30 protein-coding genes are annotated in these 23,978 nt (G+C 45.2%); all 30 read right to left on the minus strand.

Annotated features, from left to right (window positions below; all coding sequences use genetic code 11):
• Position 1 precedes the first annotated feature (1 nt).
• Entirely contained in the window at positions 2-556 is a 555-nt protein-coding gene (gene nusG, locus LACSTY_RS10910) for a transcription termination/antitermination protein NusG (RefSeq protein ID WP_025013288.1), read from the minus strand.
• A gap of 101 nt (positions 557-657) precedes the next feature.
• The gene (gene secE / locus LACSTY_RS10915) at positions 658-828 is read right to left on the minus strand and encodes a preprotein translocase subunit SecE (RefSeq protein ID WP_010492112.1); all 171 of its coding nucleotides are present in this window, start codon (positions 826-828) and stop codon (positions 658-660) included.
• Positions 829-847: 19 nt separating this feature from the next.
• Complete coding sequence (rpmG, locus tag LACSTY_RS10920) at positions 848-997, minus strand: 50S ribosomal protein L33 (protein WP_075760979.1); 150 nt, start codon at positions 995-997, stop codon at positions 848-850.
• A gap of 318 nt (positions 998-1,315) precedes the next feature.
• Positions 1,316-2,449 carry an LXG domain-containing protein gene (locus tag LACSTY_RS10925; protein WP_087912655.1) on the minus strand — a complete coding sequence of 378 codons (1,134 nt, stop codon included), beginning with the start codon at positions 2,447-2,449 and terminating at the stop codon, positions 1,316-1,318.
• 5 nt (positions 2,450-2,454) lie between these two features.
• Positions 2,455-2,643 (minus strand): hypothetical protein, encoded by a 189-nt coding sequence (locus LACSTY_RS10930; RefSeq protein ID WP_087912656.1) that lies wholly within the window; start codon positions 2,641-2,643, stop codon positions 2,455-2,457.
• Positions 2,644-2,761: 118 nt separating this feature from the next.
• Positions 2,762-3,058 (minus strand): DUF4176 domain-containing protein, encoded by a 297-nt coding sequence (locus LACSTY_RS10935; RefSeq protein WP_087912657.1) that lies wholly within the window; start codon positions 3,056-3,058, stop codon positions 2,762-2,764.
• 96 nt (positions 3,059-3,154) lie between these two features.
• Positions 3,155-3,808: a DUF443 family protein gene (locus tag LACSTY_RS10940; RefSeq protein ID WP_087912658.1), complete on the minus strand. Its 654-nt coding sequence runs from the start codon at positions 3,806-3,808 to the stop codon at positions 3,155-3,157.
• Positions 3,809-4,006: 198 nt separating this feature from the next.
• On the minus strand, positions 4,007-4,657 hold the full coding sequence (locus LACSTY_RS10945; protein ID WP_087912659.1) for a DUF443 family protein: 651 nt from the start codon (positions 4,655-4,657) through the stop codon (positions 4,007-4,009).
• A 67-nt stretch (positions 4,658-4,724) separates the two neighbouring features.
• Positions 4,725-4,928, minus strand: coding sequence for a hypothetical protein (locus LACSTY_RS10950; RefSeq protein WP_087912660.1), 204 nt, complete (start codon positions 4,926-4,928; stop codon positions 4,725-4,727).
• A gap of 205 nt (positions 4,929-5,133) precedes the next feature.
• A complete protein-coding gene (locus tag LACSTY_RS10955) occupies positions 5,134-5,784 on the minus strand; it encodes a DUF443 family protein (RefSeq protein ID WP_087912661.1) in 651 nt (216 codons plus the stop codon).
• A gap of 41 nt (positions 5,785-5,825) precedes the next feature.
• Positions 5,826-7,148, minus strand: a complete 1,323-nt coding sequence (locus LACSTY_RS10960; protein ID WP_225362694.1) for a T7SS effector LXG polymorphic toxin — start codon at positions 7,146-7,148, stop codon at positions 5,826-5,828.
• Positions 7,148-7,867, minus strand: a complete 720-nt coding sequence (locus LACSTY_RS10965) for a DUF4176 domain-containing protein (protein WP_087912662.1) — start codon at positions 7,865-7,867, stop codon at positions 7,148-7,150. The genes LACSTY_RS10960 and LACSTY_RS10965 overlap by 1 nt, the downstream gene beginning before the upstream one ends.
• On the minus strand, positions 7,867-8,166 hold the full coding sequence (locus tag LACSTY_RS10970) for a hypothetical protein (RefSeq protein ID WP_151901591.1): 300 nt from the start codon (positions 8,164-8,166) through the stop codon (positions 7,867-7,869). The genes LACSTY_RS10965 and LACSTY_RS10970 overlap by 1 nt, the downstream gene beginning before the upstream one ends.
• Positions 8,167-8,174: 8 nt before the next feature.
• Entirely contained in the window at positions 8,175-8,552 is a 378-nt protein-coding gene (locus LACSTY_RS10975) for a YwqH-like family protein (RefSeq protein ID WP_087912664.1), read from the minus strand.
• Positions 8,545-13,053: a type VII secretion protein EssC gene (gene essC, locus LACSTY_RS10980; protein ID WP_087912665.1), complete on the minus strand. Its 4,509-nt coding sequence runs from the start codon at positions 13,051-13,053 to the stop codon at positions 8,545-8,547. The genes LACSTY_RS10975 and essC overlap by 8 nt, the downstream gene beginning before the upstream one ends.
• Positions 13,034-13,933: a type VII secretion protein EssB gene (gene essB / locus LACSTY_RS10985; RefSeq protein ID WP_225362695.1), complete on the minus strand. Its 900-nt coding sequence runs from the start codon at positions 13,931-13,933 to the stop codon at positions 13,034-13,036. The genes essC and essB overlap by 20 nt, the downstream gene beginning before the upstream one ends.
• Positions 13,934-14,202: 269 nt before the next feature.
• Positions 14,203-14,724 (minus strand): hypothetical protein, encoded by a 522-nt coding sequence (locus tag LACSTY_RS10990; RefSeq protein WP_087912666.1) that lies wholly within the window; start codon positions 14,722-14,724, stop codon positions 14,203-14,205.
• Between the two features lie 192 nt (positions 14,725-14,916).
• Positions 14,917-15,414 carry a DUF5085 family protein gene (locus LACSTY_RS10995; RefSeq protein WP_087912667.1) on the minus strand — a complete coding sequence of 166 codons (498 nt, stop codon included), beginning with the start codon at positions 15,412-15,414 and terminating at the stop codon, positions 14,917-14,919.
• Positions 15,411-15,860 carry a hypothetical protein gene (locus LACSTY_RS11000; RefSeq protein WP_087912668.1) on the minus strand — a complete coding sequence of 150 codons (450 nt, stop codon included), beginning with the start codon at positions 15,858-15,860 and terminating at the stop codon, positions 15,411-15,413. The genes LACSTY_RS10995 and LACSTY_RS11000 overlap by 4 nt, the downstream gene beginning before the upstream one ends.
• Before the next feature lie 47 nt (positions 15,861-15,907).
• A complete protein-coding gene (locus LACSTY_RS11005) occupies positions 15,908-16,648 on the minus strand; it encodes a hypothetical protein (RefSeq protein WP_087912669.1) in 741 nt (246 codons plus the stop codon).
• 73 nt (positions 16,649-16,721) lie between these two features.
• Complete coding sequence (locus LACSTY_RS11010) at positions 16,722-17,465, minus strand: hypothetical protein (protein WP_087912670.1); 744 nt, start codon at positions 17,463-17,465, stop codon at positions 16,722-16,724.
• Positions 17,453-19,051 (minus strand): hypothetical protein, encoded by a 1,599-nt coding sequence (locus LACSTY_RS11015; protein WP_087912671.1) that lies wholly within the window; start codon positions 19,049-19,051, stop codon positions 17,453-17,455. Before LACSTY_RS11015 ends, LACSTY_RS11010 begins: the two co-directional genes overlap by 13 nt.
• Positions 19,052-19,054: 3 nt before the next feature.
• Entirely contained in the window at positions 19,055-19,339 is a 285-nt protein-coding gene (locus LACSTY_RS11020) for a TIGR04197 family type VII secretion effector (RefSeq protein ID WP_087912672.1), read from the minus strand.
• 14 nt (positions 19,340-19,353) lie between these two features.
• Entirely contained in the window at positions 19,354-19,743 is a 390-nt protein-coding gene (locus LACSTY_RS11025; RefSeq protein WP_087912673.1) for a YwqH-like family protein, read from the minus strand.
• Positions 19,744-19,824: 81 nt separating this feature from the next.
• Positions 19,825-20,082 (minus strand): hypothetical protein, encoded by a 258-nt coding sequence (locus LACSTY_RS11030; RefSeq protein ID WP_087912674.1) that lies wholly within the window; start codon positions 20,080-20,082, stop codon positions 19,825-19,827.
• Positions 20,075-20,383: a hypothetical protein gene (locus LACSTY_RS11035; protein WP_087912675.1), complete on the minus strand. Its 309-nt coding sequence runs from the start codon at positions 20,381-20,383 to the stop codon at positions 20,075-20,077. Before LACSTY_RS11035 ends, LACSTY_RS11030 begins: the two co-directional genes overlap by 8 nt.
• Entirely contained in the window at positions 20,376-21,728 is a 1,353-nt protein-coding gene (locus tag LACSTY_RS11040) for an alpha/beta fold hydrolase (RefSeq protein WP_306390918.1), read from the minus strand. The genes LACSTY_RS11035 and LACSTY_RS11040 overlap by 8 nt, the downstream gene beginning before the upstream one ends.
• A gap of 1 nt (position 21,729) precedes the next feature.
• On the minus strand, positions 21,730-22,125 hold the full coding sequence (locus tag LACSTY_RS11045) for a DUF1310 family protein (protein WP_087912677.1): 396 nt from the start codon (positions 22,123-22,125) through the stop codon (positions 21,730-21,732).
• An 89-nt stretch (positions 22,126-22,214) separates the two neighbouring features.
• The gene (locus LACSTY_RS11050; RefSeq protein ID WP_087912678.1) at positions 22,215-23,579 is read right to left on the minus strand and encodes an alpha/beta fold hydrolase; all 1,365 of its coding nucleotides are present in this window, start codon (positions 23,577-23,579) and stop codon (positions 22,215-22,217) included.
• On the minus strand, positions 23,572-23,976 hold the full coding sequence (locus tag LACSTY_RS11055) for a DUF1310 family protein (RefSeq protein WP_087912679.1): 405 nt from the start codon (positions 23,974-23,976) through the stop codon (positions 23,572-23,574). Before LACSTY_RS11055 ends, LACSTY_RS11050 begins: the two co-directional genes overlap by 8 nt.
• Between the last annotated feature and the right edge of the window lie 2 nt (positions 23,977-23,978).

Here is a 23,978-nt window from a genome sequence, read left to right on the forward strand (position 1 = left end):
CCTACAGCTTATCGACTTGATCAAAGTCCAATTCGGCTGTCACTTCACGGTCAAACATTTCCGTAACAACTTTCAACTTCATCTTATCTTTATCAACCGCCGTCACCTTACCATGCATGCCGGTAAAGGCACCATCGATAATCGTCACTGGCTCGCCCACATCAAACTCAACATTCTGATGGCGCGTGCTCATCCCCATCGAATGCAGTACACTGGCAACTTCTTCCGGCAGCAAAGGCGCTGGTTTTGAACCGGCCCCATGTGAGCCGACAAACCCCGTAACTCCCGGCGTATTCCGGACCACAAACCAAGACTGGTCAGTCATCACCATTTCAACCAACACATAGCCAGGAAAAGTCTTCTTCATTTCAACTTTATCCTTACCATTCTTCTGTTCGTGTTCCTCTTCTTCAGGAACGACCACCCGAAAAATATAATCATCCATATTCATACTGGTCGTCCGCTGTTCAAGGTTCGTCTTCACCTTATTCTCATAACCGGAATAAGTGTGCAACACGTACCAATGCTTCTCTGCTGATGTTACTGTTTCAGCCATAATGTTCTCCTTTTTGTGTTTTGAGTCAAAATAAAAAACCGTCATCGAAGGCGGTTTTGCGCTGCTCATAGTATAGCAAAGATGAAGCGGTTTGTCAGGCTTTAATACAAGAACGCCTGAAAGATCATGTTAATGACCCAATCAACCGCCGCAAAATAAATGGCAAAGATAATGGAAGTCATGATGACGGTAAACGTATCACGCCGTGTCTGTTTCGCGGTCGGCCACGTAACAGCCTTCATTTCCGCAAAAACACTTTTGATAAATTTCATCAGTCCGCTCCTTCCACTATTACTTGGTTTCTTGGTGAACCGTTACCCGGCCACAATGTTTACAAAATTTTCTTAAAGTTAACCGTTCCGTTCGCTTCGGGTTTTCGGGAACAAAATAATTCCGTTGCCCACAAACCGAACAAGCTAAAGCAACTTTCTTTACTGACATCTTGTTCCCTCCAGTCACGTCCAATATGATACCAAGGTTATGTTTGAATAGCAAGCAGTGCCGGCTCTTCGGCACCAATCTTTGTCGGCTCTTCGGCACCAATCTTCTCCATATGCCCCGGCAACGTGAAGGCTCGTTGACAATTTTTTCCCTTTGCAAATTCGGTTAACTGTGGCAAAACATGCCCATTATTAGCCGCTGATATAGGGTGGAGCGTCATCTGAATATTAGTGTTTGCCGTATTTTTAATCCTGTCCCACGACCATCCATGGCACTCCAGTCTCTGTATGCATCAACTACGCTTTCTTTACTTGCTGTTTAAACCAAGTAACCCTTATCTGCCAAATTTGTAATTGCTTTTCCCGATCCAACGACAGAAGTTGCTAACTCTACAGTTTCGTAAGCCATTGATCCATTTTTCTTTCCGAAAAAATGTTGCATAAATCCTTTAGCAGGCCCAGCTTGGTCTTTATTCAGCCGCGCAGATTGAACATCTCCAGCCAAGTCAGAGAGTGACATTGCTGTATTGGCAGCAAACATGGCTACTACGAGCGGCATTGCTGTGCCAGCACTTGCAATCGTAATGGCCGCGCCAGCTAAAAAGAATATGCCATTCATCCATACCTTCGACCACCGATCCTGTCGCTCCTGTGCCTTTTTCTGGGCAACTCGTTTGTCATAATCTCTCTGATCTTTCCGGTAGATTTGAATCAACTTAAGTGCTCCACGATCCATATTGGCAGATTGTCGATTTTGTTCGGCTAAGCTGTTCATGTCTTCGAGAAAAGCTTGCCCGGCTAAGGCCGCAAAACCACCTGCCTGATATTGATCTAAAGTTGGTTGCTTCCCATTTGCATATTGGGCGATCATGCTGCGAATCTTAGTGATCATCGTCTGCAGATCATCTGTATCTTGGGCGTGCTCAACTTCATACATGCCCCACTTCTCCTGTTGATCATCAATTAAGTGATTCATGTTGCTTAAATGATCTTCGAGCGAGGCCCCGTATACACTCACTTTGCTACGGCCAGATGTTGAAATAATGTCGTCTACGGCATCTAACGTATTGACGACGCTTCTCCTAATTGGCGTGATTTTTGGTTTTTCTTCTTTAATCTTGCGTTGCAGCGCCTCGTAATCCTGATCAGCAAGGCGAAAACTCTCACCACCATCAACTTCCGGATATTCGGCAACATAATCATCCAAAACGATTTCAAAGCTTTCAATCAGCGTCAGTAAGTTATTAATGATACCCGAAACGTGAACTTCATCAATGTAGCTTCTGACCGCATCCGCTGTCGTTCCTTGATAATTTGGCGAATGTCCGAGATTCGTCAGTGAACTTTTCAGGCTTTGTAGCTTTTCCTTGCGTCGTTCAAGCCCCCGATGCATATCACGTTGGTATTCGACCAATCGTTCGAAATCAATTTGATCGCCTGCACTCTTTGCCATATCAATCACTCCCAACCAGATGCATACTGTTTGTCAAACTGAATATCATTCGTACCTTGCTGTTTAAAACGACTGACATCATGCTCAACAACCGTGCTGTACGCATTTATAACCTGATTTAACAACGCATAGGTTTCTGCTAACTTCTGGACACCATCAACTCGCAGTGTCGCTCCTGATTCGGTTTTCCTCACGTGTTGCGCACTTTATAGATGATCTCTTTTGATTGTTTCTAGGTTCAGTGGCTTGTAACAGTACACTTCAACTTAACAGCAATGTATCACCAGTGATGTTTACTGTGTTAAAAAAACCTCAGGCCTTTCCTCTACTGACATCTTTTGGCAACTTCGAAACGAGTGATGGATAAACCTTATCAAAGGCCGCTTCTTCCTCGTCAGAAAAGCCTTTAAAGAAACAGTGGTCAATGTTCTCTTGGTTGAAGTAGATCATCTGGTCATTGAAGATACCTGCAGGATACAAGCAAGCAACGTAATCAAAAAACTCCTTGTCTTCGTCACCGTTCGTCACAACGCCTCGACCAATGATCATGACTTTCTGGGTGCCGTCTTTAAGGGTTACAACTGAACCTAATGGATATAAGTTTGACATTATGCCACTTCCTTTTTATTTTATGAACCATCTTCTAAAAAACGAAGGCGCTATATTCTCGTTCATGATTGAACCGATGTTCCAAATTAACCCGCTTTATTTTAGACGCTCTATCTTACGCACAAAGTATGCGCTGTCCTCACGAAAACAAAAACTAGTGAGGCCCAAAAGGGCAAAAAAGACCATTCCAAACATTAAAAGATTAACGATGTTCATACTCGGTTGTAATATAAAAACAAGAAGTGCAAAAATCATTCCCCATGCAATTAACGCCTGTAAAATTTGTTTAAGTATGGGCTTAACTTGCCTCACGGAAAAGCTAATTTTGAATTGCTCTCTTTTAATTAAATTAACTCCCCTTAACATAATCATCCGCTGAGCTCTACGAGCAAAAGCATTTCTAACAACAAAAGAAATAATTAAGGAGATTAATATCAAAAAGGATTTCGTAAGTGTTGTCAAGCGGAAAGACAATATATTATCATAATTCTGGCTAAGCATACTTATTATGATAGCGATTCCGGCTATCAATCCTGTATTACGGCTCCTCTGTTGTTCCTGCCCAAGGATCTTTGCTTTATCTTCATCAGAGATGGCATAACATCTCCTTGGAATAAAACAGCCCATTATTAAAGTTAACCATGCGATTACTGGCGTTCCCATGTCAACGAGATAACTCGAGCCGTCAGATAACTCAACAACTTCAAAGTTAAAATTTGTCGTGACGTATTTGAATTGAGCGCTTTCCATACTTCCCCCTTTGATTTAAATACACATGTCTTTAAGCAACTTCCGAAAGAGTCAAATAACATTCCTATGGATATAGTGAGAAAACATGGACGATTGATGCATTGTCATCCCCAAACATGCTTGACTAATTTGACATAGAAAATCTCATCGCGGAAAACAAGCAAGATTGTGCTTTGCTTTTTAATAATCTTGTCTTTATTATGTCTCCCTTATTTTCTTAACAATGTATTCAGTGTTCTCTCGAAAGCTAAAGCTGGAAATGCCCACAATCCCGAAAAATAAAACTCCCATCATTAGTAGGTTAATAAGGTTAAGAACTGGTTGGAAATTTAGTATTAAGCTAAAGACTAAACAAATCCAAACTACTGTGGCAATTCTTATTTGCTTAGATAATGTTCTAAAACTCATTACTGAAAAGGAGATTTTAACAGAGTGCCTCTCGTCCAAAGCGATACCCAATGACCGAATCATATTGTGAGCCTTACAAACAGCGCCCCACTTAATTAATACGCTGATCATCAAAACCAACAGAATGAGCAGTAATCTAAGTGTCCTATTGGTCGACACTGAAAATATATGCAAGGTGTCGCGGCTAAGTATACTAATTAGCACTGCAATCCCACCTGTAAATAAAACGTTTCTGGCCTTGGGTCCTTTTTGCTGTAAAATCTTTTCTCTCTCATCACCGCTGATTGGGTAACATTTTCTGGGTATAAAGCACCCACTTACCAAAGCAAACCAAGCGATAAAGGGCGACCCCATATCCACTAAATAAACGGCACCATCTGTGGTTTCAACCACTTCGAAAGTAAAATAAGCTTTCACATAATGAAATTTAGCTTTATGCATAATTCCTCCGATGTAATCTTAAGACCTGTATTCCTGATGATCTGTATTCTATTCTCACCGCTTTTCTTCAAACACCAACGTGACCAGTCGATGTGGAGAACCCGTCAAAAACATGCCCAAGTGAGCTCAATCCTTTATCTATTAAATTACCTGCTCCGTTTACAAGCGTTTTTGTTCCAAGGTTATTGTTCTTATACAAACCTTCAAACGCTTTGGCTTGATAGATCTTGCTTGCTTCAGTAAGTTCCTTTAAATCGACATGAAATCCCATTAGGCTGTTTCATTCTCTTCGTTTTGGATGACCGCAACCAGTTTCTTGGGCTAAGGCTGAGGCCACAAATGTCGTTGATAATTGTTTCTTATGAGTTCCCACACCTTTACGAATTTCCCCTATTGATATATTTTTTATTCTCTTAAAAATAAGAGTATAGTCAGTCATTTTTAAATGCAATAACTAAATTCGGACCTGATTCAACTTACTTTTTATGAGAAAAGTAAATAGTAAATGAGTAGGCAGGTAACAAGGCTAAAGATGACAGATATATATAAATAAAAAAGGTTATTGCAAAAATTAGAAAAAATAAAATGTTCACTTGAGGCTGCAAAACTATAAATGTATTGATGCTTAGAATTGTTGCCATTGCTAGCATTAGAAAACTAATTGTAAAAAAAGCTTTCACTTCATTGGGCCGCAAATGAATCATCTTTTCATTTCCGGAATTTAGTTCTGCCCCTATTTCCATGACAAACTTTTTGGCTTTATTCATGGCATAAAGCCGACTAGCTATCAAGACCCCTATAATAAGCACAATTAAAAATAGTTTATTTCCAAGGCTCATCGTGACTCCAAAACTATTATCAGTGTGTCGAATAACTGAACTTACTAAGACCCCTACTCCTCCTGCCAATGCCACCGAAGTTGGCGCACTTCGTTTTTGGTGTGATAAATTTCTTGCTACCTCATCAGAAATTAAATAACAGCACATAGGTGCGATAAAACTATATGGATAAAAGAACCACGCCATAAAGGGATTTCCCATGTCAATTAAGTAATGATTTCCATCACTTGCAACGCCCATCTCATATCGAAAGTATTTATATATTGGTCGGAACTGAATGGTTGTCATGATGCCTCCAGAATGTTGTTTTTTAAAGAAGATTAAAATATTTAGACCGAAAAAACATACCCGACGGATTTGGGGGAAGCCTCAAGCGTACCGCGTAGTGCATTAAAGCCCCAATCGAAGCCCTTCCCAATGCCGTTAATCCCATCTTTTAAATGAAGAACATTATCTTTATAAAGTAGTTCAAAAAATGCAGTAGCACCAGCCGCGGCTACCACGCTAGCTCCCACTACCAAAATACCTGGCGCAGCAAACGCTGTAGCGATAGCTGCTCCTCCAACTCCGGCTGCATACCCCAGTCCAGTAGCCATACCATTGTAGATCACAGCCTGTCCCACTGGCCTATGGCTATTAACAATATCGTCAACCGTATCAATTCCAAAACTAACAAAGGGTAGTCCCTTACCTAGCCGTTTACCAACACCATCAAGAACTTTCCCTTTATCGACAGCAGCCTGCCCTATCCTGTACGCGCGCGTATTCGTATCATATGCAATTGGATCAGTTCTTAATCCAGTCGCATACTCACTTGTACGCATCTTATTTTTACCCTTGGAAATAAAGTACTGACCTGACGCAGAAACTAGGTCACCATAGTTATCGACATGCTCATTTTCATAGAACTCGCGGCCTTTTCTAACCTCCTTAGTCCACTTCTTCTTCCGGTCCATCCGCCGCATCTTCTCGACTTGCCGTTCCAAACTCCCCAGCTTCTGCTTGACATAAGTCCTAAAGCTGGTGGAGGACGCCACACTCATCAACTTGGAACTCGAGAAGGCATTGCCAACGATGCCTTCGGCTTCCCCAAGCTTGCTTTGGACTTTGCTTTCAATGTCATGAAGATTGTCCAAAGCACCTTGCTGTCCCTCAAACTCATGCACCCACGTCTTCGTGTGTTGCAGGACATCATGCGTATCGGCAGCTTCGTGGTCAAACTTGCTGGTTGAGGGAAACGAAAGACTGACGATATCTTCGACATCGCGGTAAATGTTTTTGGTTTGGCTGTCCAGTTGGTCTTTCTCCTGTCGCAATTGATCCAACCGCTGACTGAGACTGTCCAGCGTGTCTTCATCAATGACGGCACTGGTATCGGTTTCTTTGACCGTTGTGGCAAAGCGTTCCTGCTCTTGCTGAAACGCCAGATCAAGTGCCCGATACAAATCAACCAAGGCCGTCGCAATCGGTAAATGAATATTGCGAATGTCCTGACCGATCGCCCGGCCAGTCGCCCCTTCCAGCGCCTTTGAATCGGCAACATGGCCTAAAGCAAGACCACTCTGATTGATCTGTTCCGTCACCGCTTTGGCTTTAGCTTGGTAGCTTTTGCCTGCTTCAGTGACTTCTTTTAAATCGACATGAAATCCCATTAGGCTGTTTCATTCCCTTCGTTTTGGATGGCTGTAACCAACTTCTTGGCCAAGGCTGAGGCCATAAATGCCGTTGACAGTCGCCCTTCCACCAACTGATTCGTGTGCAGAATGTTCTCTGCAAATCCATCGGCAAATTCATCTGTTGGCCCTAACTGATCGACTCGTTCGATCATCATATTTGAAACCATCAGCGGCTCGGTTTCTGGTAGTTCACCATACGGCCACAGTCGCGTAACATAATCAATAAGGTAGTTAGCGTAGTCTTCTGATAAGGGGATCTTTCTGCCAGTGATCAGAACTTTAAAGTCCTTGTTCTCAAATGGTTTGGTGATTTCAGGGTCAAGCATTCGCTTGTTCAAAACCAGAACAGTGCCGAGAGGTAAGACGGGCGCATACACCGCATCGGCTGATCCCAAGAGAAATAAGAAATCATCCATTGTGACCTGTTTATTCATAGTTGCTTTATGAACCGTCACTTGTTGGAGGTTATGATCAAACCGAAATTCGATTGGACTACCAAGCAACGGTTTATAGGTGTATGCTTCGTCTCTTTGAGAAAGAGCGTGATACACATTTCGTAGTAGCTGACTGGTATGCCCGATCTGGACTAAGAACGACAAAAGCTGGTCATCTACCTGAACCTCATCGTCAAAGGTATGTGCCGTAAGCAGTTCACGCAACATTTCAAGATTGTCATTGCCTTGTCCTTTATCCATCAACGACTCCTCCTGTCATTCAAGCTCGCCATAGTTTCGCGCGCATCCGCTTCATCATCGGCCTGCTTCTTGTGCCCAACACGACTCATCTTTTGGGTATCTTGTTCCGCATATTCACGGTAACGCTGAACTAATGTTTGAATCGTCTCTTGCTCGGTGTACAGATCCCGGAAATTTGAAAGGGTTGTTTTCGAAATCGAACTGCCTTTCCCCGGCGCAATTGACGAATTGCCACTCGATGCTTTGGCTACAACTGACTGCCATTCATCTGATGAATAACTGATTTTCCCTGCCATCATGGCACCTCCTAATCTGTCGCCAGTTTGGCAATCTGTTCAATTAACTGACCGATCTGACTGTCCATACTGTCGGCCTGCATCTCCAACTGTCCGATTTTAGTATTGATACTTTGGATCGCATCATGATGTTTGGCGATTTCAGACTTTAAGGCACTGGTCATTTCCTGCAGGTTGCTGTCAAACTTTTCCCGGCGAGTGCCTTTGAAAGTGCTGTGGCTTGTGCTGGTCTTGAGGCTTGTTAATGAATGGGCTAGCGTTTCATATTCTTCTATCTGCGGTTCCAGTTTCGACTTGGCTTCCTTCAGCTTTCGGATTTTTGCTTTTGCGTCTGAAGTTGAGCTTTGTGTACTGCCAAGCAATGCTTGTAGAATGTCCATATCAGCCATCGTCTTCTCCTCCAATCAATTTAATCCGCTGATAAGCGCGACCGATAAAGAAGTTGTCTTCATCGTCTGCCATGATCGGTTCTTTGTAATCTGCCTTAGCTTTAATGTATTGCTGGTCGGTAATGCGTGCACCCACCATACCGGCGACCATATTGTTTTTGACATACTTGGTTGCTGCATCGAAAGCAGCATCAATCTTCCCTTTATCCGTTTGTAAGATGATGTGAATGCCGTATTTATAACCTTCACGTAAGAGATCACGCACTTTATCTTCTGATGGGACTTTATTTTTAAAGAATTCAACAAACTCAGGAATGTAAATCAAGAAACGCTTATCTTCTGGTGCTTCTTTACGGGCTGCAAGCTCCTCATTGAATTCATCCATGATCGTGGCTGATTCATCACCATCGACAATCACATCGAACTGATCATGTTGGTCTTCTAGTGTATTGTTGACGTCAATCAGATACTTCTGATAGTCTTCACCAAGCTTACCGAAGTCGGTCAATAAAGTATCCGTAATTGAAGCTGTTTGCGATCCCAGATCGTCAACAATTGTAAAGAATGGATGCTTATTCAAGTCGTAGCCAAGTACATCTGTCGTTTCTTTGTCTAGACCAAGTGGCAACAGCGCTTTGGCCAGTTGTTTATCCACATCTGGATTTGCAAAGAAGGCTTCTTTTGTCAGCGTCTTGGGTACCATCGGCACTGGCGCCGGCACAGAACCTTGCCAGGCTTTTGCGAGAGTTTCCACCTCTTTGTCCAGTGCATTGAGCCGTTCAATATCGGTTTGACCGGCGGCAGGAAGATAGAACTGCAAGGCAGTCACTTGATCGAGTTTGATTTGCCCACGACCAACAATTTCTTGTTGCGGCAACGCATCGCGGCCAACAACTTCCTTAGCGGCACCCTCGTCAACCATAAATAGCGCAATTTTAGTTGGCACGTTGCTTAACATGCTGTACTTAAAGGTGTTGGTTCGCAAACCGGTCATAATCATATACATACCGAGGCTGGCACCTTCACGCAGGACCTGATTAATGACCAGTTCGATTGGTTCTTGTTTCGCATCTTCGCGTACGGGATCAAAACCGTCTAAAACATTCACGATCAAAGGCAGTTGTTTGTGTGTCTTCTCCCGATACTGTTCCAATGACGTCACACCATTTTCTTTAAATAAGTCTTTGCGCCTGTCAAGTTCAGCCACAATTCGGCGAAGATACTTCATGAGTTTGTCGGTTTCGTCGAGTGTCACTGTATCAGCGACATGCGGAAGTTTGGCTAGGGGCAAGAGGCCATTGGTACCAAAATCAAAGAGATTAAAGTTAAGCTCTTCAGGTGAGTTCATCTTGGCTAAGTTCAGAATTAGTGTTTGTAGCGCGGTGCTTTTCCCGAAACCGGCACTGCCAAAAATAACGGTATGGCTCAGCTTCTGAAAGTCCAGCACAAATGGTTTTTGTTCCTGTCTTGAAGGAATATCCAGTTCACCGACCGCTACTTGTGTGTTCAACTGATGCTTCGCCCACTTTGTTTTGAAATCAATCGCTGGTGCGACTAACTCAGTCCCCAACGGCGGCAGCCACGGCTTATCCGGCAACACCGCATGATCGGCTTTGGCCGTTTTGGCGATGTAATCGACCACTGCGTCCAGTTCGGTGCGTTTTTCGGTCGTGTCCTGTTCCTTGACGTCATCGTTGCTTGACAGGTCAGTGGTCAGGAGTTCGTATTGGCCGAGGTTGTTGATGCTCCAGATGCGTTCGTCGACTTTGTTGGCTTCCTCGCTGCGTTGGCCGTAGGTAGCACCGCTCCACGCACTTTGGAAGAGTTCGTAGATTTCGTTGTTGCCGACTTGCAGGTAGGCTCGGCCGGGTTCAACGATGCTGGCGGCGTCTGGCGTTTTCAGGATTTCGTTGGAGTCGGCGGCGTCTTGGACTTTGAGGGCCAGCTTGAAGCGCGAGTTGGACCAGATTTGGTCATCGACAACGCCACTGGGTTTCTGGGTGGCCAGGATCAGGTGCACACCTAAGGAACGACCGATGCGGGCGGTGGAAACCAGTTCGGCCATGAAGTCGGGCTCATTGGCTTTCAGTTCGGCGAATTCATCGGAAATCAGGAAGAGATGCGGTAACGGTTTATCCGGATACTTTTGCTTTTCCTTGGGATCGGTGATGGTTTTGCCTTTTTTGTAGAGTTTGGTGTAGCCGTTAATGTGGTTGACGCCGTATTGGCCAAAGAAGCGCTGACGCTTTTGCAATTCGGCGCGAATGCTGGCAAGGGCGCGGGCGGAACCAGCGCCGTCCAGGTTGGTGATGGAGCCGAGCAGATGCGGCAGGTCTTTAAACAGGTTGGCCATGCCGCCGCCTTTAAAGTCGATGGGCAGGAAGCCGACATCTTCAGGAGCGAAGTTGACCGCCAGACTGAGCATGTAGCTTTGGATGGTTTCGGATTTCCCGGAACCGGTGGTGCCGGCGACCAGTCCATGCGGGCCATGGGCGCGTTCGTGCAAGTTCAAATAAACGATATCGTCTTTACCACGTAGACCCAGCGGCACCGCCAGCGATTTGGAGGTGTTGGCTTTGGCCCAACGTGATTCGACATCGAGTTGATCAACGGATTTGACTTTGTAAAGCTCTAGGAAACTAACGGATTCGGGAATCGCATTTTTCTCGGCTTCAACGTGATGCAGGTTAGCCAAGCGCCGAATCGTCTGCGCCAGATCATGTTGTTGCGGCAGGCGCAGCGGGGCGAACTTCTTGGCCACGTAATGGCCCTGTTCGTTCACCAGTTCCGCGGCATCCTTGTTGTCGTATTTGGCATACGACGTGACAGTTTCCGGCAACATGGCTTCGTCTTCTTTGACCCAGATGACACTGACGCCGTATGGGGACATGTCTTCGGCCAGGAATTCATTGAGCTGATGGCCGTTGAGCCAGCTTTCATCCAGAATCGTCAAGACATAATGCGGCGCAAATTGAATGCCTTCATGACCGGCTTCTTTGAGTGCTTGTTTACGTTTATTGATGAGCTGGTAGAAACTGTTGAGCACCATATCCTTGGACTGGGTGTCATGAACGATGCCGCGCAGGTTCAGCGATTGAATCTGATTGTGCGGTAACCAGCGCCATTTGGCCCAGACATCTGCGTAATCTTTCTCCGGAACCAGCGTGATGAATTGCACGTCCCGATACGAATGAAAAGCGGCTAGTTGCAGGTACAGTGCCTGAATGGCTTCGTTGGTGATGACTGGTCGTCCGACCAATCCCAAGGTAGTTTGATTTAATGTTGTGGTAATCGGCATATGTGCCAAGGTTTGATAATCAGCCGCGAGACTTTGCGCGCGTTTGACGAGATCGTCTTGCTTGCTATCGTTGGCCGAGCATTCTACCTTGTAACTGGCCGGCACATAACCGGTTCCCAGCGAGAAGCTGAGGAAGTCGGCATTGTTGGTGGTTTTTTCATACAGCCGACTGTTGTAGGTGGCGATCATTTCAGCAATGCTGTCGGTGGTCGGATAGTGGTAAGTGGCGGCATGGCGTTGCTGTTCCGCTAACTTGGCCAGTTTGGCCGTTTGGTTGATCAGATAAGCTTCATAATCAGCCGTGCGGTTCTGATGCTTTTTGCGGCTTTCTTTTTTATTGGTGAAATAGGCCGAGGCGGTGAGGCCGCCGGTGACCAGACTGGCGCCGCCCATCCCGACACTCATCAAGGGATTGCCGCCGCTCAGGACACTGGTCGCCAGACTCGCCGCGACCATGGTTAACGGCGGTAAAATCGCCCGGACCAGACTATTCTTGGTTTCCTCGCCGACAGATTCCGGCTGGTTAAGAGAAATCTTATCCGTTGGCGGGGTTAACATGATCCGCGGACTGCGATGGAACTTCGGAAAGTCAACCGGATAAATCGGCTGAAAGGCTTCTTCCCGGACAACTCCGGCATTCAGGCTGATATCCCGTTGATCGAAGGAAGCCAGTTTGAATTGCTGCTTCTCAACGACCAGCAGGAGACCATCGACCACCAACCGATCATAGCGATGAAGCTGGCCTTGTTCTGACGTGAGGCGGCGGTCGTTAAGGTAAACCGGCGCTTTCTTCTGGGTGACATAAAAGTCAAACTCGCCATCGGTACGGCGAACCAGGTAGACCGTTGCTTCTGTCTGATACCGAATGCCGGCAGAAGGAACATCACCAATTAAACAGTCATTGACTGGCAGCGTGGTGGTCAACAGCTGAAGCTGATCGTGGCTGATCACGATGATGCCTTGATCATGAAGCTGCTGGCTGGTTTGGTCGGTGCCGTCTAACGTCCACTGGCCATCGTGTTGTTGCAGTTGGCCTTGGTTTAGGGTGACGGCGCGACTGGGATCCGTAATTTCGACATGTTCAAACGTTGGGCCATAGCTGAAAACGTCATATTGAACGGCATCACGCGGGACGATCTGATCATCAAAGTTCGGCACAGCCGGGTATTGCTGGGTCATTGTCTTATTGAGCTGTGTTGGCATTGGCTTTGCCTCCTACTTTTTTGTCATATTTCGTAATGTTATCACCGTACGTTTTCAGCAACTGTTGCTTCTTGGCGCCGTCCAGGTTGTTGTTGGCCTTGGTGGCATCGTAGAGTTTGGTGTAGGCATACAGGATCAGCTGATTGTCGCCAATACCCTGCGCCAGATTCAAAGCGGCTTTGAAGTCCCCGCGGCCGGTGTAAATCCAGTACAATAAGTTGTTTTCGCTGGATTTTGGCGACAGGTTGCTCAGAATACCGGATTTTTGCTTCTGGGAAAGGTTATCGAGGTTGATGTAGCTGGTAGCTAAGACATAGCGGGTTGAATTGGATAAAGTTTTGGGATCGTCGTTTTTGAGTGCCTGGACGGTATCCGTGTAGTCATGAATGGCATAGGCATTCTGACTGGCAATGACGCGGTTCTGTTTGGGTAACGTCACCCCGGCCAAGTAAATCACGCCGCCAACCGCAATCACGGCCAGTGTTGTCATGACAATGCCCAGCCACTTGAACGTGCGATAACGACTTTTCGCTACCGACGTAATGTCCTTGGTGTTGTCGCGATAAGCCTGATTGAGCAGATCCGTTAGGTCATCAATGGTCTGAGCTTCGGCGATCTTGCGCACGAAGCGGTCGCGAATCTGGTCTAAGCCCTCAATCAGCGGTTCAAAGTGATATTTAGGCAGCACTGTGGCAACGACCATGGCTTTTAATTGTTTCAGGAAATCAGCTTCATTGGGCTGGGCCGGCGCCATGACCTTAGGGACGCCACGATGGGCCACGCGGAAGTCATTGCCGTTGACGAAGATATTGTCCGGATGCATGAACGGGGTGAGGCTTTGTTGTTGAAAGTCTGCCAGATGTAAGAGACGGAGACTCAAGGCATCAGATTACATTTTCAGACGTTTCCTACCTTCACTATAAAAACCGGAATCTTATCTTCGTTTTTTTTCAGTTGCAAGAGGTTCTTAATTATTGCTTGAATTCTCATCCTTATGAGCAATCCTCAGTTGCTTATACTTAAGCTCCCGAGCCGCAATAGCAACAATCCGATTTTTACTTACTGTCTGTAAAAAACTCAGGCAAACGATGATCCCACACACAAAGACTGTCGCTACAGAAAAGGCAAATACATAATCAGATGATTCACTCAGCTTTTTTTTAGCTCAAGAACACCCTGTATTTTAGTATTCTGGTCACTAACCGCTCCAATGGCTGCTACAATCTGTGTCGCAAAATTATTTGTATAGTTTATTAAGGCTGATTGAAAAGCTAAGATGCCAGTTGATGTCCAAGCCAACGCTGTAATAGTCCCTTTTGAGAATCCTTTAGTGTTTTCAGATTCAGAGATGATTTCGTTTAGAAACTCAATCTGCTTCTGCCCACGAATAGGGAACCTACTCTGTAAACTTTTGGTTACTTCATCAATACTCTTGTCTAGTTCTCCAGGAAATCTCCTGGCCGAACAAACTCCCACTATTATGACTATGAGTATGAAAGCTCCAATGAGAATACCATGAAACGTATAGTTATTAATTGATTTGTCTTGTTTAATACAATAGATAATCCCAGGTAATACGAACACGATTAAGACAAACTCACTAATGTTTTGCCAGCTAAGATACGGATTCTTATCTATTGATTTTTTTGCAAGTTCGAGCTCACTTGTCATGATTTAATGATCCTCCGCTAGATAAAATATGCTTGTATGATTCGAGAGATTGAATCTTGTTAATTAGTTTTCTCCTTTTAATTGATTAAGAGGGTCTCTAGTCTCCACATCCAAATTTAAGCGCCCCCTTCTGAGATTGGACTAATCATTTGACCCTCGTCCCTTGCGCTTAAAACCTGTTCATAGAAGCGATCACTCATCAGTCGAATGCAGTGGCACCATCATGTCCTTGCCATAGCCATCCGGAACCACGCCAAAATAAATATCCGTATACGGTTTCCCATCCAGCACCACCGTCCGGAAGAACGGCGGCGTCACCGGTGTCAGGGATTCGTCCGCACAGTAATTAATCAACGCCCCCAAGGGAGCTTGAAAATCAGCTTTGGTTTTCCCTAATGCCCGGGCAGCGATCAAATCCAACATCTGAAAATAGGACTGAAAGCGATATTCTTCCGGCAAATCCGGTGCGGCATCCTCGACAATGGGAATAAACACTTGAGCCAGCATGTGGTCGGTCTTTCGTATGTCGGAAATAATCGCGTAGAAGAACCCACCGGCGGGCGTGTACTTAGCGCTAACGGTCGCCATGGCCTCATTGAAACAGTCCACCAGTCCGGCAAGATCTGACTGGTAATAACGACTCACAACATTGCGATAATGCAGGGCTTGCTCTTTACCAATCGGAATCATTCTGCCACCTTCTCTGTCATGGGAATCAACAAGTCCACCCAGTATTCTTCATATACTTGCGTCATCACCAGTAATAATTGGTCTTGGTAGACAACGCCGGCGCTCTTCAGATAATCTTTCATCTCATCCAAAGTTGCCTGCAAGCCTTCATCGAAAGGAACTCGCGTGTGTAAAGCCCGATCGTATTTCAACTCATCGACATTTTCGAAGGTTCCGTTTGTGACCGATTCGTTCACTGGAATGTACACGTCATAGGTTTGTTTTTCCTGTTCAAACTCGGTTGGCTTCAGAGCAATCATCGTCGGCCCGTTCTTATAAAAGCCTCGTTCGTACACGAGTTGTTCCGTTACGGATAACAACGTCATGAATTCTGTATAAGAAGTCTCCAACTGCTTATGCGCCAAGTTGTGCATTTCGAATGCTACTTCGTCCAATGTATTCGCCATGATTTTCTCCTTAATGAAATGATGTGGTGTCAACTTACAGGTACTGGTTATCGGATCTTCTTGATTCTGGCAATGCCGTTCTTGTGTGGTACTGGCTCAGGAACCCCCGGTTTAGCTGGTTGTCGCCAATAGCGCAATACACGTGGATATTGGAAAATGCCTAAACAATATATAACTCCGATAATAGCGGAAAGGTTCATTGCAAATGGGATACCACTACCATGATCGGCAATGATTCGAGTCGGCAGCAAACATATAATAGATAATATCGACACCGTATTAATTGGAATATCGGCATATTTATCCCTTAATGAAATATCCTTTTTTCTAAGAGCAAACGCCGCCAGACCTAGATGACAGCCTAAAAGTGCCACCATTATGAATAAGGCGGTACCCATACCAATTAAAAAGGCTCTAATCGGTTCTGGATTCATCATAGCTAGTATTCCAATTATGAGTGCAGGACTAATAAACCCACCCGAGAATATAGCGATAAATGCACAAAATCTCTGGGCTTTAATTGAACTTGTGAACCTCATTAAGAACCAGCAAAAACCATCCAGAATCAAAACTCCTATCATCGTCACATTTGCGACTCTAATACAAAATTGCCACTCCTCATCAATAGCACCCGAAGAAGTAAATACATTTACTACTATTAAAAAGAGTGCAAGGATACCATTACCTGCCATTGCAGCCGTGAAGGTTTGAGGTGTGGTTTGTTTGTTAGCCACAGCCTTGTATTTTTTGGGTAAAAAATTACGCCAAACTTCCTTCATTTGAACCATCCAGATACCTCCTTTACCCATGAAACTATTCGAGGCCCATATCCCATCTATAGTATGTTTCTTCAGCGAATAGTCATTTAATTTTTTTAATCTTCGACATACCATTCTTGTATGATGAAGAGAACTCTTGTTTAATGGGACTTTTCCAATAACGTAAAATACGAGGATATTGAAAAAAGAGTAAGCAATATACAACTCCTAGGATGACTGATAAAACTGCAGTAAGAGCGGGCATAATATACTCTATTTTGAAAAAGCTCGTTATTAGTAGCCCAATTATTGCTGCAATTGAAACTGTATTCACAGGGACATCTGCATATTGATCCCTCAGTGCGATATTTTGTTTTTTAACTGCATATGCTACTATCCATAAGTGACACATTAGAAGAAAGATTGCTGTAAATAATGATATCCCCATAGCAACTAAGAACGCGTTCCAAGGAGTGGGGCTTATCAGGCAGAAAGTTGCTATTACCATTGCTGGACTAATAAAGCCACCAAGGGCAAAGACTGTGACAGCCGTAAATCGTTGCACACCAAGAGAATCTTTGTGACGAAGCAGTAGCCAAAAAAAGCCGTCAAAAATGACAGAACCAAATATAATTCCTTCGATAATGTACAGATACTCCCACCAAGAAGAATCTTTCTGTGAAAGAATATTTGGAGCTCCCAAGAATTGGATAACCAACAAGAAAATTGCGATAGTAGCATTGAATTTAACCGCTGATTTGAAAGAGTCTGGTGTTGTGCGCCGATTAAACGCTATCTCATATTTTTTGGGTAAAAAATTGCGCAGAACCGCCTTTATCTGAACCATCCTGATACTCCCTTTACTAATGAATTCCAGCCACGTTTCAACGTCTCTCCAACATGGAAATAATCTAAGAGAGAAGATGCCGCCACAGCAACTCCAGCTCCAACAGCAACTGTCGCCCATACCGGCGCCGTAGCCACAACGCCTGCCGTCGCTGCCGTGGCTGCTCCAGCTAATGCAGTTGTAGCAACCACTTTGCCAGCATCAATCGCTGCCCCACCAATCTGACTGGCAACTAACTGACCACCTTTTAAATGATCCTTGTCAGCCAGCTGCGTACTTTCATGGAAACCTTCATAGATATTAGCCGTATCGGCTACCACGGCAGCACCCGGTACAAACTTGCCAGCACCTTTAACGAATTTCAGCGCCTTTAAGTCATCCACAACATCCTTCAACCCGCCAATGCTCTTTAAGCCCTCCTTCAGCCCGGACTTGGCTCCACCTCGAAGTGCTTTTCCAACATTCTCAAAACCTTTCTTTGAATCGCGCATAATGGAATCATGGGTAAAGATGTTAAGCTCGTTCATTAATTCCTTGTTTGCCTTCGTTAAACCCACTGAAACACCGTTCTTGGTTATTCGGGTAAATTTATGACCAGATTTGAGCAGGTGATTCGCACCGGTGAGACTATCCAGAACTTCCAGTTTAGCTGATGCATGGAGTCGGTTGAATCTTTGAAGGTACTTACTGAGCTTGCTGTAATCTTTGGAATGCTCGATGGAACGAATAACCAGCGTACCATCGGATAGTCTAGTGATTCGTGCACCTTTTAGGACTTTACCCAATTGGACGCCTGTTGATCTTATTTGATCCCAAATTGGCTTGGCATCCTCGAGAAACTCGGCAAGCGTATACGACTTCCCCTTCTTGTCTTTAGCACTCACTCCGCTTAACGAAGTTGCTTCAATCTTGGTTGCCCTGGTCTTCTTGCCGAACCGCTCTGTTAGTGACGTCACCGACTTCAAATCTACTGCGGCAGCTAAATCGGCCTGGCTGAAGCTGCCAACCGGGTGCTCGCTGGCACGACTGATAATACCTTTGGCGACCCGCATATCATCCTTGAGGTTCTTGATTTTGCTGCTGGTGGCCATACTGTTGAAGTTGTTCAAAGCGGTGATGGTGGTTTGCAACCTCATGATGGCGCCCTGAGCAGTGTTTTGGGCGGTATTGTTGAGCCGCGAGCAGGCGACAATGCCTTGGGCCTCGTTAACGCCCTGATTGGCCTTTTGCGTGACTCTTGGTAGATCATTCGCCAGTGATGTCAGCTGTGACTTGATTTGTGTCAGTTGTTCACTGTTCAGTTCGGCCTTTCTGTCCGGATCCACTGAACTGGCAAATTGACTCAACAACTGGGCGAACGCTTTATCAAGGGTGTTCAGATTATCAATCAGCAATTCGGCGCCATTACTATGGACCGCTTGCACATAAGTCGTCATGTGCTTTTGCGTCTGGCCGTGAAAACCCGCGGACTTTGGCACTTTCTCCATGGCATTGCGTGTCAACTCCAGTTCACCCTGAAGTTGCTTGGCATGATGGTGAAATTCCAGCTGTGCCGAGACGATCGGTGCTATTTTGACTTTAACCATCGGCTATAGACCTCCAATGCTCTTTTTGTTAAAACTGGCAATGCTCGAATCAGCCTCGACAAATTGATTCGCAGCGCGCTGAAATGTCTGGGTGTCGGTTTTGGCCAGTGCTTTGTATTTCGAGAGTTCGCTGCCTAATTTGGTGATCAGTGACTCGACGTCAGTAAAGGGCTTTAAATCGGTTCCTGAAAACCTCACTGGAGCTAGCTTGCTGATCCCGGCAACATCCGAATTTGCATTGGCAATATTAGAAGAGATACTGCCAATCTTTACGCCAATTTCGCTCATTTTGACTCCCCTCTCTAAATAGACGCTAGCTCTGCGCGCAGCCCACTAATGGAACTCGACATTTGTGAAACATCCGATGACAACGAATTGATTTTAGCTCTCACTAAATCCAGGTTGTTATCGATTTTCTCTTGATCACTTTTCAGTTGGCTCGTCATTTGATCCATATCCTTGGAGAATTCGGTCTGCCGCTTTCCGCGCCACTGGCCATTATTGACCAATCCTGAAATTGATCTCAACGTTGACTGATGAGTCGTTAATTCAGTTTTAGCCGCCTGAAGTTTCGTCTCTGCTTCCTTAAGTCGGGCGATCTTACTCTGCAAGGATGTCATTTGATCACCGTAATCACTAATTCGGCCGCGCAAGCTCTGTCTCCGGGCCGCCTTTGCTGCATCATCACTCATCTTTCTGCCTCCTAACAAAACTCATCCACAATTGCATGACTGATGCCATGCTAGTGTGCCATCATTCATTTACACATCACGTTAGTCATTCAATCGACTCAACTTCTTATCTTCAGCATCCACCGCCTTTTCCAAGGCTTTTCCCATTTTGCCCTCAATGGCCGAGTCAAGCTGACCTATAGCCGTCTTCATGCCCGAGCTCACTTGCGCCACATTGCTGTTGATATTTTCTTTGGTTGAACTTTCCAGACGACTGGCAGACATTCTTGCGTTCATTCCCAAAGTACGCACAATCAGTTTTTCGCCTTCCTGAAGAATCTTTTTGACAATTTCATTCATCTTCACGACCTTCTTTCGTTTGACGCAACTCTTTGTCAACCGCAGCGAGATCATCGTCTACTTTTTGCAGCTGTTTTTGAAAATCATGGTGATAATCTGACCGTTGTTGCTCGAAGGTATTCAGTACAGGAGTAAAGACTTCCGGATTAGCCACTTTACCTTTCGCCCAATGTGCTTTTTCTTCTAACTCATCGAATGCTCCGTTAGCCAGTCGCTTGTTCTCTTCGATCTCTTCGCGTTTTTGAATGAGTGCTTTGCGTTGTGCCTGATAATATTCAGTATCTTTGTTTGGTTTATTCATGCGAAAAATACCCCGCTACCTGTCGATCGCTATCTTTCAATTGTTCGACGCCACTTTTGACCTGCTTGGCAATCCGCTTATAATCGCTTTCGATTTGATTAGCCTGGGTTTTGAGATGATCCAACTTTGCCTGTGGAACGGTGACGAGCCTGTACTGCGTCGCCCCGACTTCGGCCAACGCGCCGCTGATCTCGCCTTCTGTCAGGTGACTGCCTAATTGCCGTGAAAGCCGCTTCACATCTTCTTGATTGTCTTGCAGGCCAGTGACCCCTTTTCTGATATCCTGCTTGATAGGAGTGATCCCGGTTTCGGCGGTTGTTTCGATTAATCCGGCAAAGACCGTCGCTTGCGCGGCGTCTAAATAGATCCGTTCGCCACTCGACAAGCCACCACCGGTTTGGCTCATGCTTCGATACTGATTCATCAAATCATGCATCCGAACTTTGACTTCACCTTTGACGGAGGCATCATCAAATTCTACTTTGACTTCGCCAGATGCGGTGAATTGATACCCACCCCACATGTGCTGATCGCCTAAACATTTTTTGGATTTCTTGGAAAACACATGAATAACCCAGCCAACCGCTGCTGCGCCAGTACTGTAGCCCAATGGCACTAAGTCTTTTGAATCCACATAGTTAAAAACGCGGTCTTTTAACCCCTTAGCAGTTTTCCGCTGCTTCGAGTTCAGGATCTTATGGATATTCGGTCCTTCATAGGCAATGACCTTATTAATACGGTTCGGATGATCATTATCCGCCGCGGCATATTGAGCATTCATCGAACCCAGTGAATGCCCGTAAATATTGAATTTGGCATTCGGATAACGCTTCATCATCTTTTTCAGGTATTTTGAGCTGGCTGTGAATTGCGGTGGGACGACTTTGGGACTCTTGTCTTCACTTTTACGAATGCCGTTTACAGCCCCAACACCTATTCCAGCTGGACCGCTGCTTAAAGCGCCTTCCACCCCACCGATGATCCCACCGGCTAAGGGCGACACCTGTTCGGCAGCCGGAAGGTCGTTCTTAAACCAGTCGTTAAAGAAGTCTATGGCAGAGGCGATGCTGTTGATGCCCGCCGGTGAGGTGGAGCCGCGATAGATAATTGTCACTTCTTTTACCTTGTCGGGTTGACTGTGAGCAACCGAGGGTGAACTCGATGTGATCGTATAGGCTTGTAGGCCAGAATTAGTATCATTCTCCATTGAATTAGAAAGATAGCCAACGATCTTATTATTCACTTTTACTTTCCTATTTAGAGATAACTTCTCATATCCCTCATTCGTAAATTTAACATTTTCACGATCGGTGAGTTGATCTGGCAAATATTCTTCTTTACTCATTTTATTCATTTCCTAACATTCGTTCTAAATCCATACTGGTTGTACTCGAGCTAACTCTTATTTTTTCTACACCACCAATATCATCCTTATCGATAATAAAGGAAACATCATATTTTCGATTGCCATTGACATAACCATAAATTATGATGCCACCCATCGGGCTGTGTTCCGTTTTTCCATATTCAATGGTTAACGTCTTTACCCTATGATAAGGATCGTTCTCCTTGTTTTGCATATAATCCAACAACAACTGATGATGGTCCTTCACAATCTTCACCATCTCTGTCTTCATTCTTTGGTTTTCCAAGTAAAAGTAGCCTCCTATGCCAACCGGCACGGCACAAACAACCAGCAAGACTGAACAAATAATGATGATGATCTGTTTACGTCGACTCATTTTTAGCCCTCACTATTGACCCGATCCGAATCTTTGTATGCCGATATCTTAACCGCGAACACTAAGGCATCATTCAAGATAATACCGAATCATTCAGCTTTGCGAAAAAACGTCGCTACCTGCCGATCACTGTCTTTCAGTTGTTCGACGCCGCTTTTGACCTGCTTGGCAATCCGTTTATAATCGCTTTCGATTTGACCAGCCTCGGTTTTAAGATGATCCAACTTTGCCTGTGGAACGGTGACGAGCCTGTACTGCGTCGCCCCGACTTCGGCCAACGCGCCGCTGATCTCGCCTTCTGTCAGGTGACTGCCTAATTGCCGTGAAAGCCGCTTTACATCTTCTTGATTGTCTTGCAGGGCGGTGACCCCTTTTCGGATATCCTGCTTGATAGCAGTGATCCCGGTTTCGGCCGTCGTTTCGATTAATCCGGCAAAGACCGTCGCTTGCGCGGCGTCTAAATAGATCCGTTCACCACTCGCCAGTCCGCCACCAGTTTGGCTCATATGCTGGTACTGACTCATCAAATCATGCATCCGGACCTTGACTTCGCCTTTGACGGAGGCATCATCAAATTCTACTTTGACTTCACCAGAGGAGGTGAATTGATACCCACCCCACATGTGCTGATCGCCTAAACCCTTTTTGGATTTCTTGGAAAACACGTGAATAACCCAGCCAACCGCCGCTGCGCCAGTACTGTAGCCCAAAGGCACCAAGTCTTTTGAATCCACGTAGTTAAAGATGTGGTCTTTTAACCCCTTAGCAGTCTTCCGCTGCTTCGAGTTCAGAATCTTATGGATATTCGGTCCTTCATAAGCAAAGACCTTATTAATACGGTCCGGATGATCAGTATCCGCCGCGGCATACTGAGCGTTCATCGAACCCAGTGAATGCCCGTAAACATTGAATTTGGCATTCGGATAACGCTTCATCATCTTTTTCAGATATTTTGAGCTGGCTGTGAATTGCGGTGGGACGACTTTAGGGCCCTTTCCTTCACTCTTAAGGACGCCCGTGGTGACCCCGGCACTCACTCCAGCTGGACCACCGCTTAAAGCGCCTTCCACCCCACCGATGATCCCACCGGCTAAGGGCGACACCTGTTCCGCGGCTGGAAGGTCGTTCTTAATCCAGTCGTTAAAGAAGTCTATGGCAGAGGCAACGCTGTTGATGCCCGCCGGTGAGGTGGAACCGCGAAATAGGATCGTTACTTCCTTTACTTTGTCGGGATCGTTGTGAGCAACCAAAGGCTTATTTGCTGTGATCGTATACGCTTGGAGACCAGAATGAGTATCATTCTCCATTGGATCAGCAAGATAACCTATAGCCTTTTTATCTATTGTTACAACTTTATTTGGCTGTAATTTCCTGTACTCTTTATAAGCAAGCTGTTGATTTTGGCGATCAGTCAAGGTCGAAATAGACTTCTCAAAAAAGTTATCATTATTCATTAGATTTTCCCTCCAAAAAATCCAGCAAATCCATACTATAATCAGCCGAGTCAACTCTTATCTTGTCTACACCTCCGATGTCCACTTTATCCATATCAAAGGAAACATCATATTTCTTATTGCCGTTCACATAACCATAGATCATGATACTACCCATGGGATTGTGTTCAGTCTTGTCATAGTAAACAGTCACTGTCTTCACTCTATGATGAGGATCAATCTCTTTACTTTGCATATAATCCAACAACAACTGATGATGATCTTTCACAATCTTCACCATCTCTGTCTTCATTCTTTGATTTTCCAAATAAAAGTACCCCACTACTCCAGCTGGCACTGAAGCAACTCCTAGAAACACTGCGCTAATAATGATTACGATCTGTTTACGCCGACTCATCT

The sequence above is a fragment of the Lacticaseibacillus styriensis genome, assembly GCF_030770295.1.
Lineage (GTDB): Bacteria > Bacillota > Bacilli > Lactobacillales > Lactobacillaceae > Lacticaseibacillus > Lacticaseibacillus casei.

What these genes read in the sequence shown, in the direction of transcription:
- LACSTY_RS10950 (WP_087912660.1), bottom strand. Translation starts at nt 4,928, where the DNA reads ATGGGATTTCATGTCGATTTAAAGGAACTTACTGAAGCAAGCAAGATC.
- LACSTY_RS10995 (WP_087912667.1), bottom strand. Translation starts at nt 15,414, where the DNA reads ATGATTCCGATTGGTAAAGAGCAAGCCCTGCATTATCGCAATGTTGTG.
- LACSTY_RS10925 (WP_087912655.1), bottom strand. Translation starts at nt 2,449, where the DNA reads ATGGCAAAGAGTGCAGGCGATCAAATTGATTTCGAACGATTGGTCGAA.
- essC (WP_087912665.1), bottom strand. Translation starts at nt 13,053, where the DNA reads ATGCCAACACAGCTCAATAAGACAATGACCCAGCAATACCCGGCTGTG.
- LACSTY_RS11045 (WP_087912677.1), bottom strand. Translation starts at nt 22,125, where the DNA reads ATGAGTCGACGTAAACAGATCATCATCATTATTTGTTCAGTCTTGCTG.
- LACSTY_RS10965 (WP_087912662.1), bottom strand. Translation starts at nt 7,867, where the DNA reads ATGGATAAAGGACAAGGCAATGACAATCTTGAAATGTTGCGTGAACTG.
- LACSTY_RS11035 (WP_087912675.1), bottom strand. Translation starts at nt 20,383, where the DNA reads ATGAATAAACCAAACAAAGATACTGAATATTATCAGGCACAACGCAAA.
- LACSTY_RS10940 (WP_087912658.1), bottom strand. Translation starts at nt 3,808, where the DNA reads ATGGAAAGCGCTCAATTCAAATACGTCACGACAAATTTTAACTTTGAA.
- LACSTY_RS11020 (WP_087912672.1), bottom strand. Translation starts at nt 19,339, where the DNA reads ATGAGCGAAATTGGCGTAAAGATTGGCAGTATCTCTTCTAATATTGCC.
- LACSTY_RS11055 (WP_087912679.1), bottom strand. Translation starts at nt 23,976, where the DNA reads ATGAGTCGGCGTAAACAGATCGTAATCATTATTAGCGCAGTGTTTCTA.
- secE (WP_010492112.1), bottom strand. Translation starts at nt 828, where the DNA reads ATGAAATTTATCAAAAGTGTTTTTGCGGAAATGAAGGCTGTTACGTGG.
- LACSTY_RS10955 (WP_087912661.1), bottom strand. Translation starts at nt 5,784, where the DNA reads ATGACAACCATTCAGTTCCGACCAATATATAAATACTTTCGATATGAG.
- LACSTY_RS10945 (WP_087912659.1), bottom strand. Translation starts at nt 4,657, where the DNA reads ATGCATAAAGCTAAATTTCATTATGTGAAAGCTTATTTTACTTTCGAA.
- LACSTY_RS11005 (WP_087912669.1), bottom strand. Translation starts at nt 16,648, where the DNA reads ATGGTTCAAATGAAGGAAGTTTGGCGTAATTTTTTACCCAAAAAATAC.
- LACSTY_RS10960 (WP_225362694.1), bottom strand. Translation starts at nt 7,148, where the DNA reads ATGGGATTTCATGTCGATTTAAAAGAAGTCACTGAAGCAGGCAAAAGC.
- LACSTY_RS11000 (WP_087912668.1), bottom strand. Translation starts at nt 15,860, where the DNA reads ATGGCGAATACATTGGACGAAGTAGCATTCGAAATGCACAACTTGGCG.
- LACSTY_RS10990 (WP_087912666.1), bottom strand. Translation starts at nt 14,724, where the DNA reads ATGACAAGTGAGCTCGAACTTGCAAAAAAATCAATAGATAAGAATCCG.
- LACSTY_RS11040 (WP_306390918.1), bottom strand. Translation starts at nt 21,728, where the DNA reads ATGAGTAAAGAAGAATATTTGCCAGATCAACTCACCGATCGTGAAAAT.
- LACSTY_RS11025 (WP_087912673.1), bottom strand. Translation starts at nt 19,743, where the DNA reads ATGAGTGATGATGCAGCAAAGGCGGCCCGGAGACAGAGCTTGCGCGGC.
- LACSTY_RS10975 (WP_087912664.1), bottom strand. Translation starts at nt 8,552, where the DNA reads ATGGCTGATATGGACATTCTACAAGCATTGCTTGGCAGTACACAAAGC.
- rpmG (WP_075760979.1), bottom strand. Translation starts at nt 997, where the DNA reads ATGTCAGTAAAGAAAGTTGCTTTAGCTTGTTCGGTTTGTGGGCAACGG.
- LACSTY_RS11030 (WP_087912674.1), bottom strand. Translation starts at nt 20,082, where the DNA reads ATGAATGAAATTGTCAAAAAGATTCTTCAGGAAGGCGAAAAACTGATT.
- LACSTY_RS10970 (WP_151901591.1), bottom strand. Translation starts at nt 8,166, where the DNA reads ATGATGGCAGGGAAAATCAGTTATTCATCAGATGAATGGCAGTCAGTT.
- LACSTY_RS11010 (WP_087912670.1), bottom strand. Translation starts at nt 17,465, where the DNA reads ATGGTTCAGATAAAGGCGGTTCTGCGCAATTTTTTACCCAAAAAATAT.
- LACSTY_RS11050 (WP_087912678.1), bottom strand. Translation starts at nt 23,579, where the DNA reads ATGAATAATGATAACTTTTTTGAGAAGTCTATTTCGACCTTGACTGAT.
- nusG (WP_025013288.1), bottom strand. Translation starts at nt 556, where the DNA reads ATGGCTGAAACAGTAACATCAGCAGAGAAGCATTGGTACGTGTTGCAC.
- LACSTY_RS10935 (WP_087912657.1), bottom strand. Translation starts at nt 3,058, where the DNA reads ATGTCAAACTTATATCCATTAGGTTCAGTTGTAACCCTTAAAGACGGC.
- LACSTY_RS11015 (WP_087912671.1), bottom strand. Translation starts at nt 19,051, where the DNA reads ATGGTTAAAGTCAAAATAGCACCGATCGTCTCGGCACAGCTGGAATTT.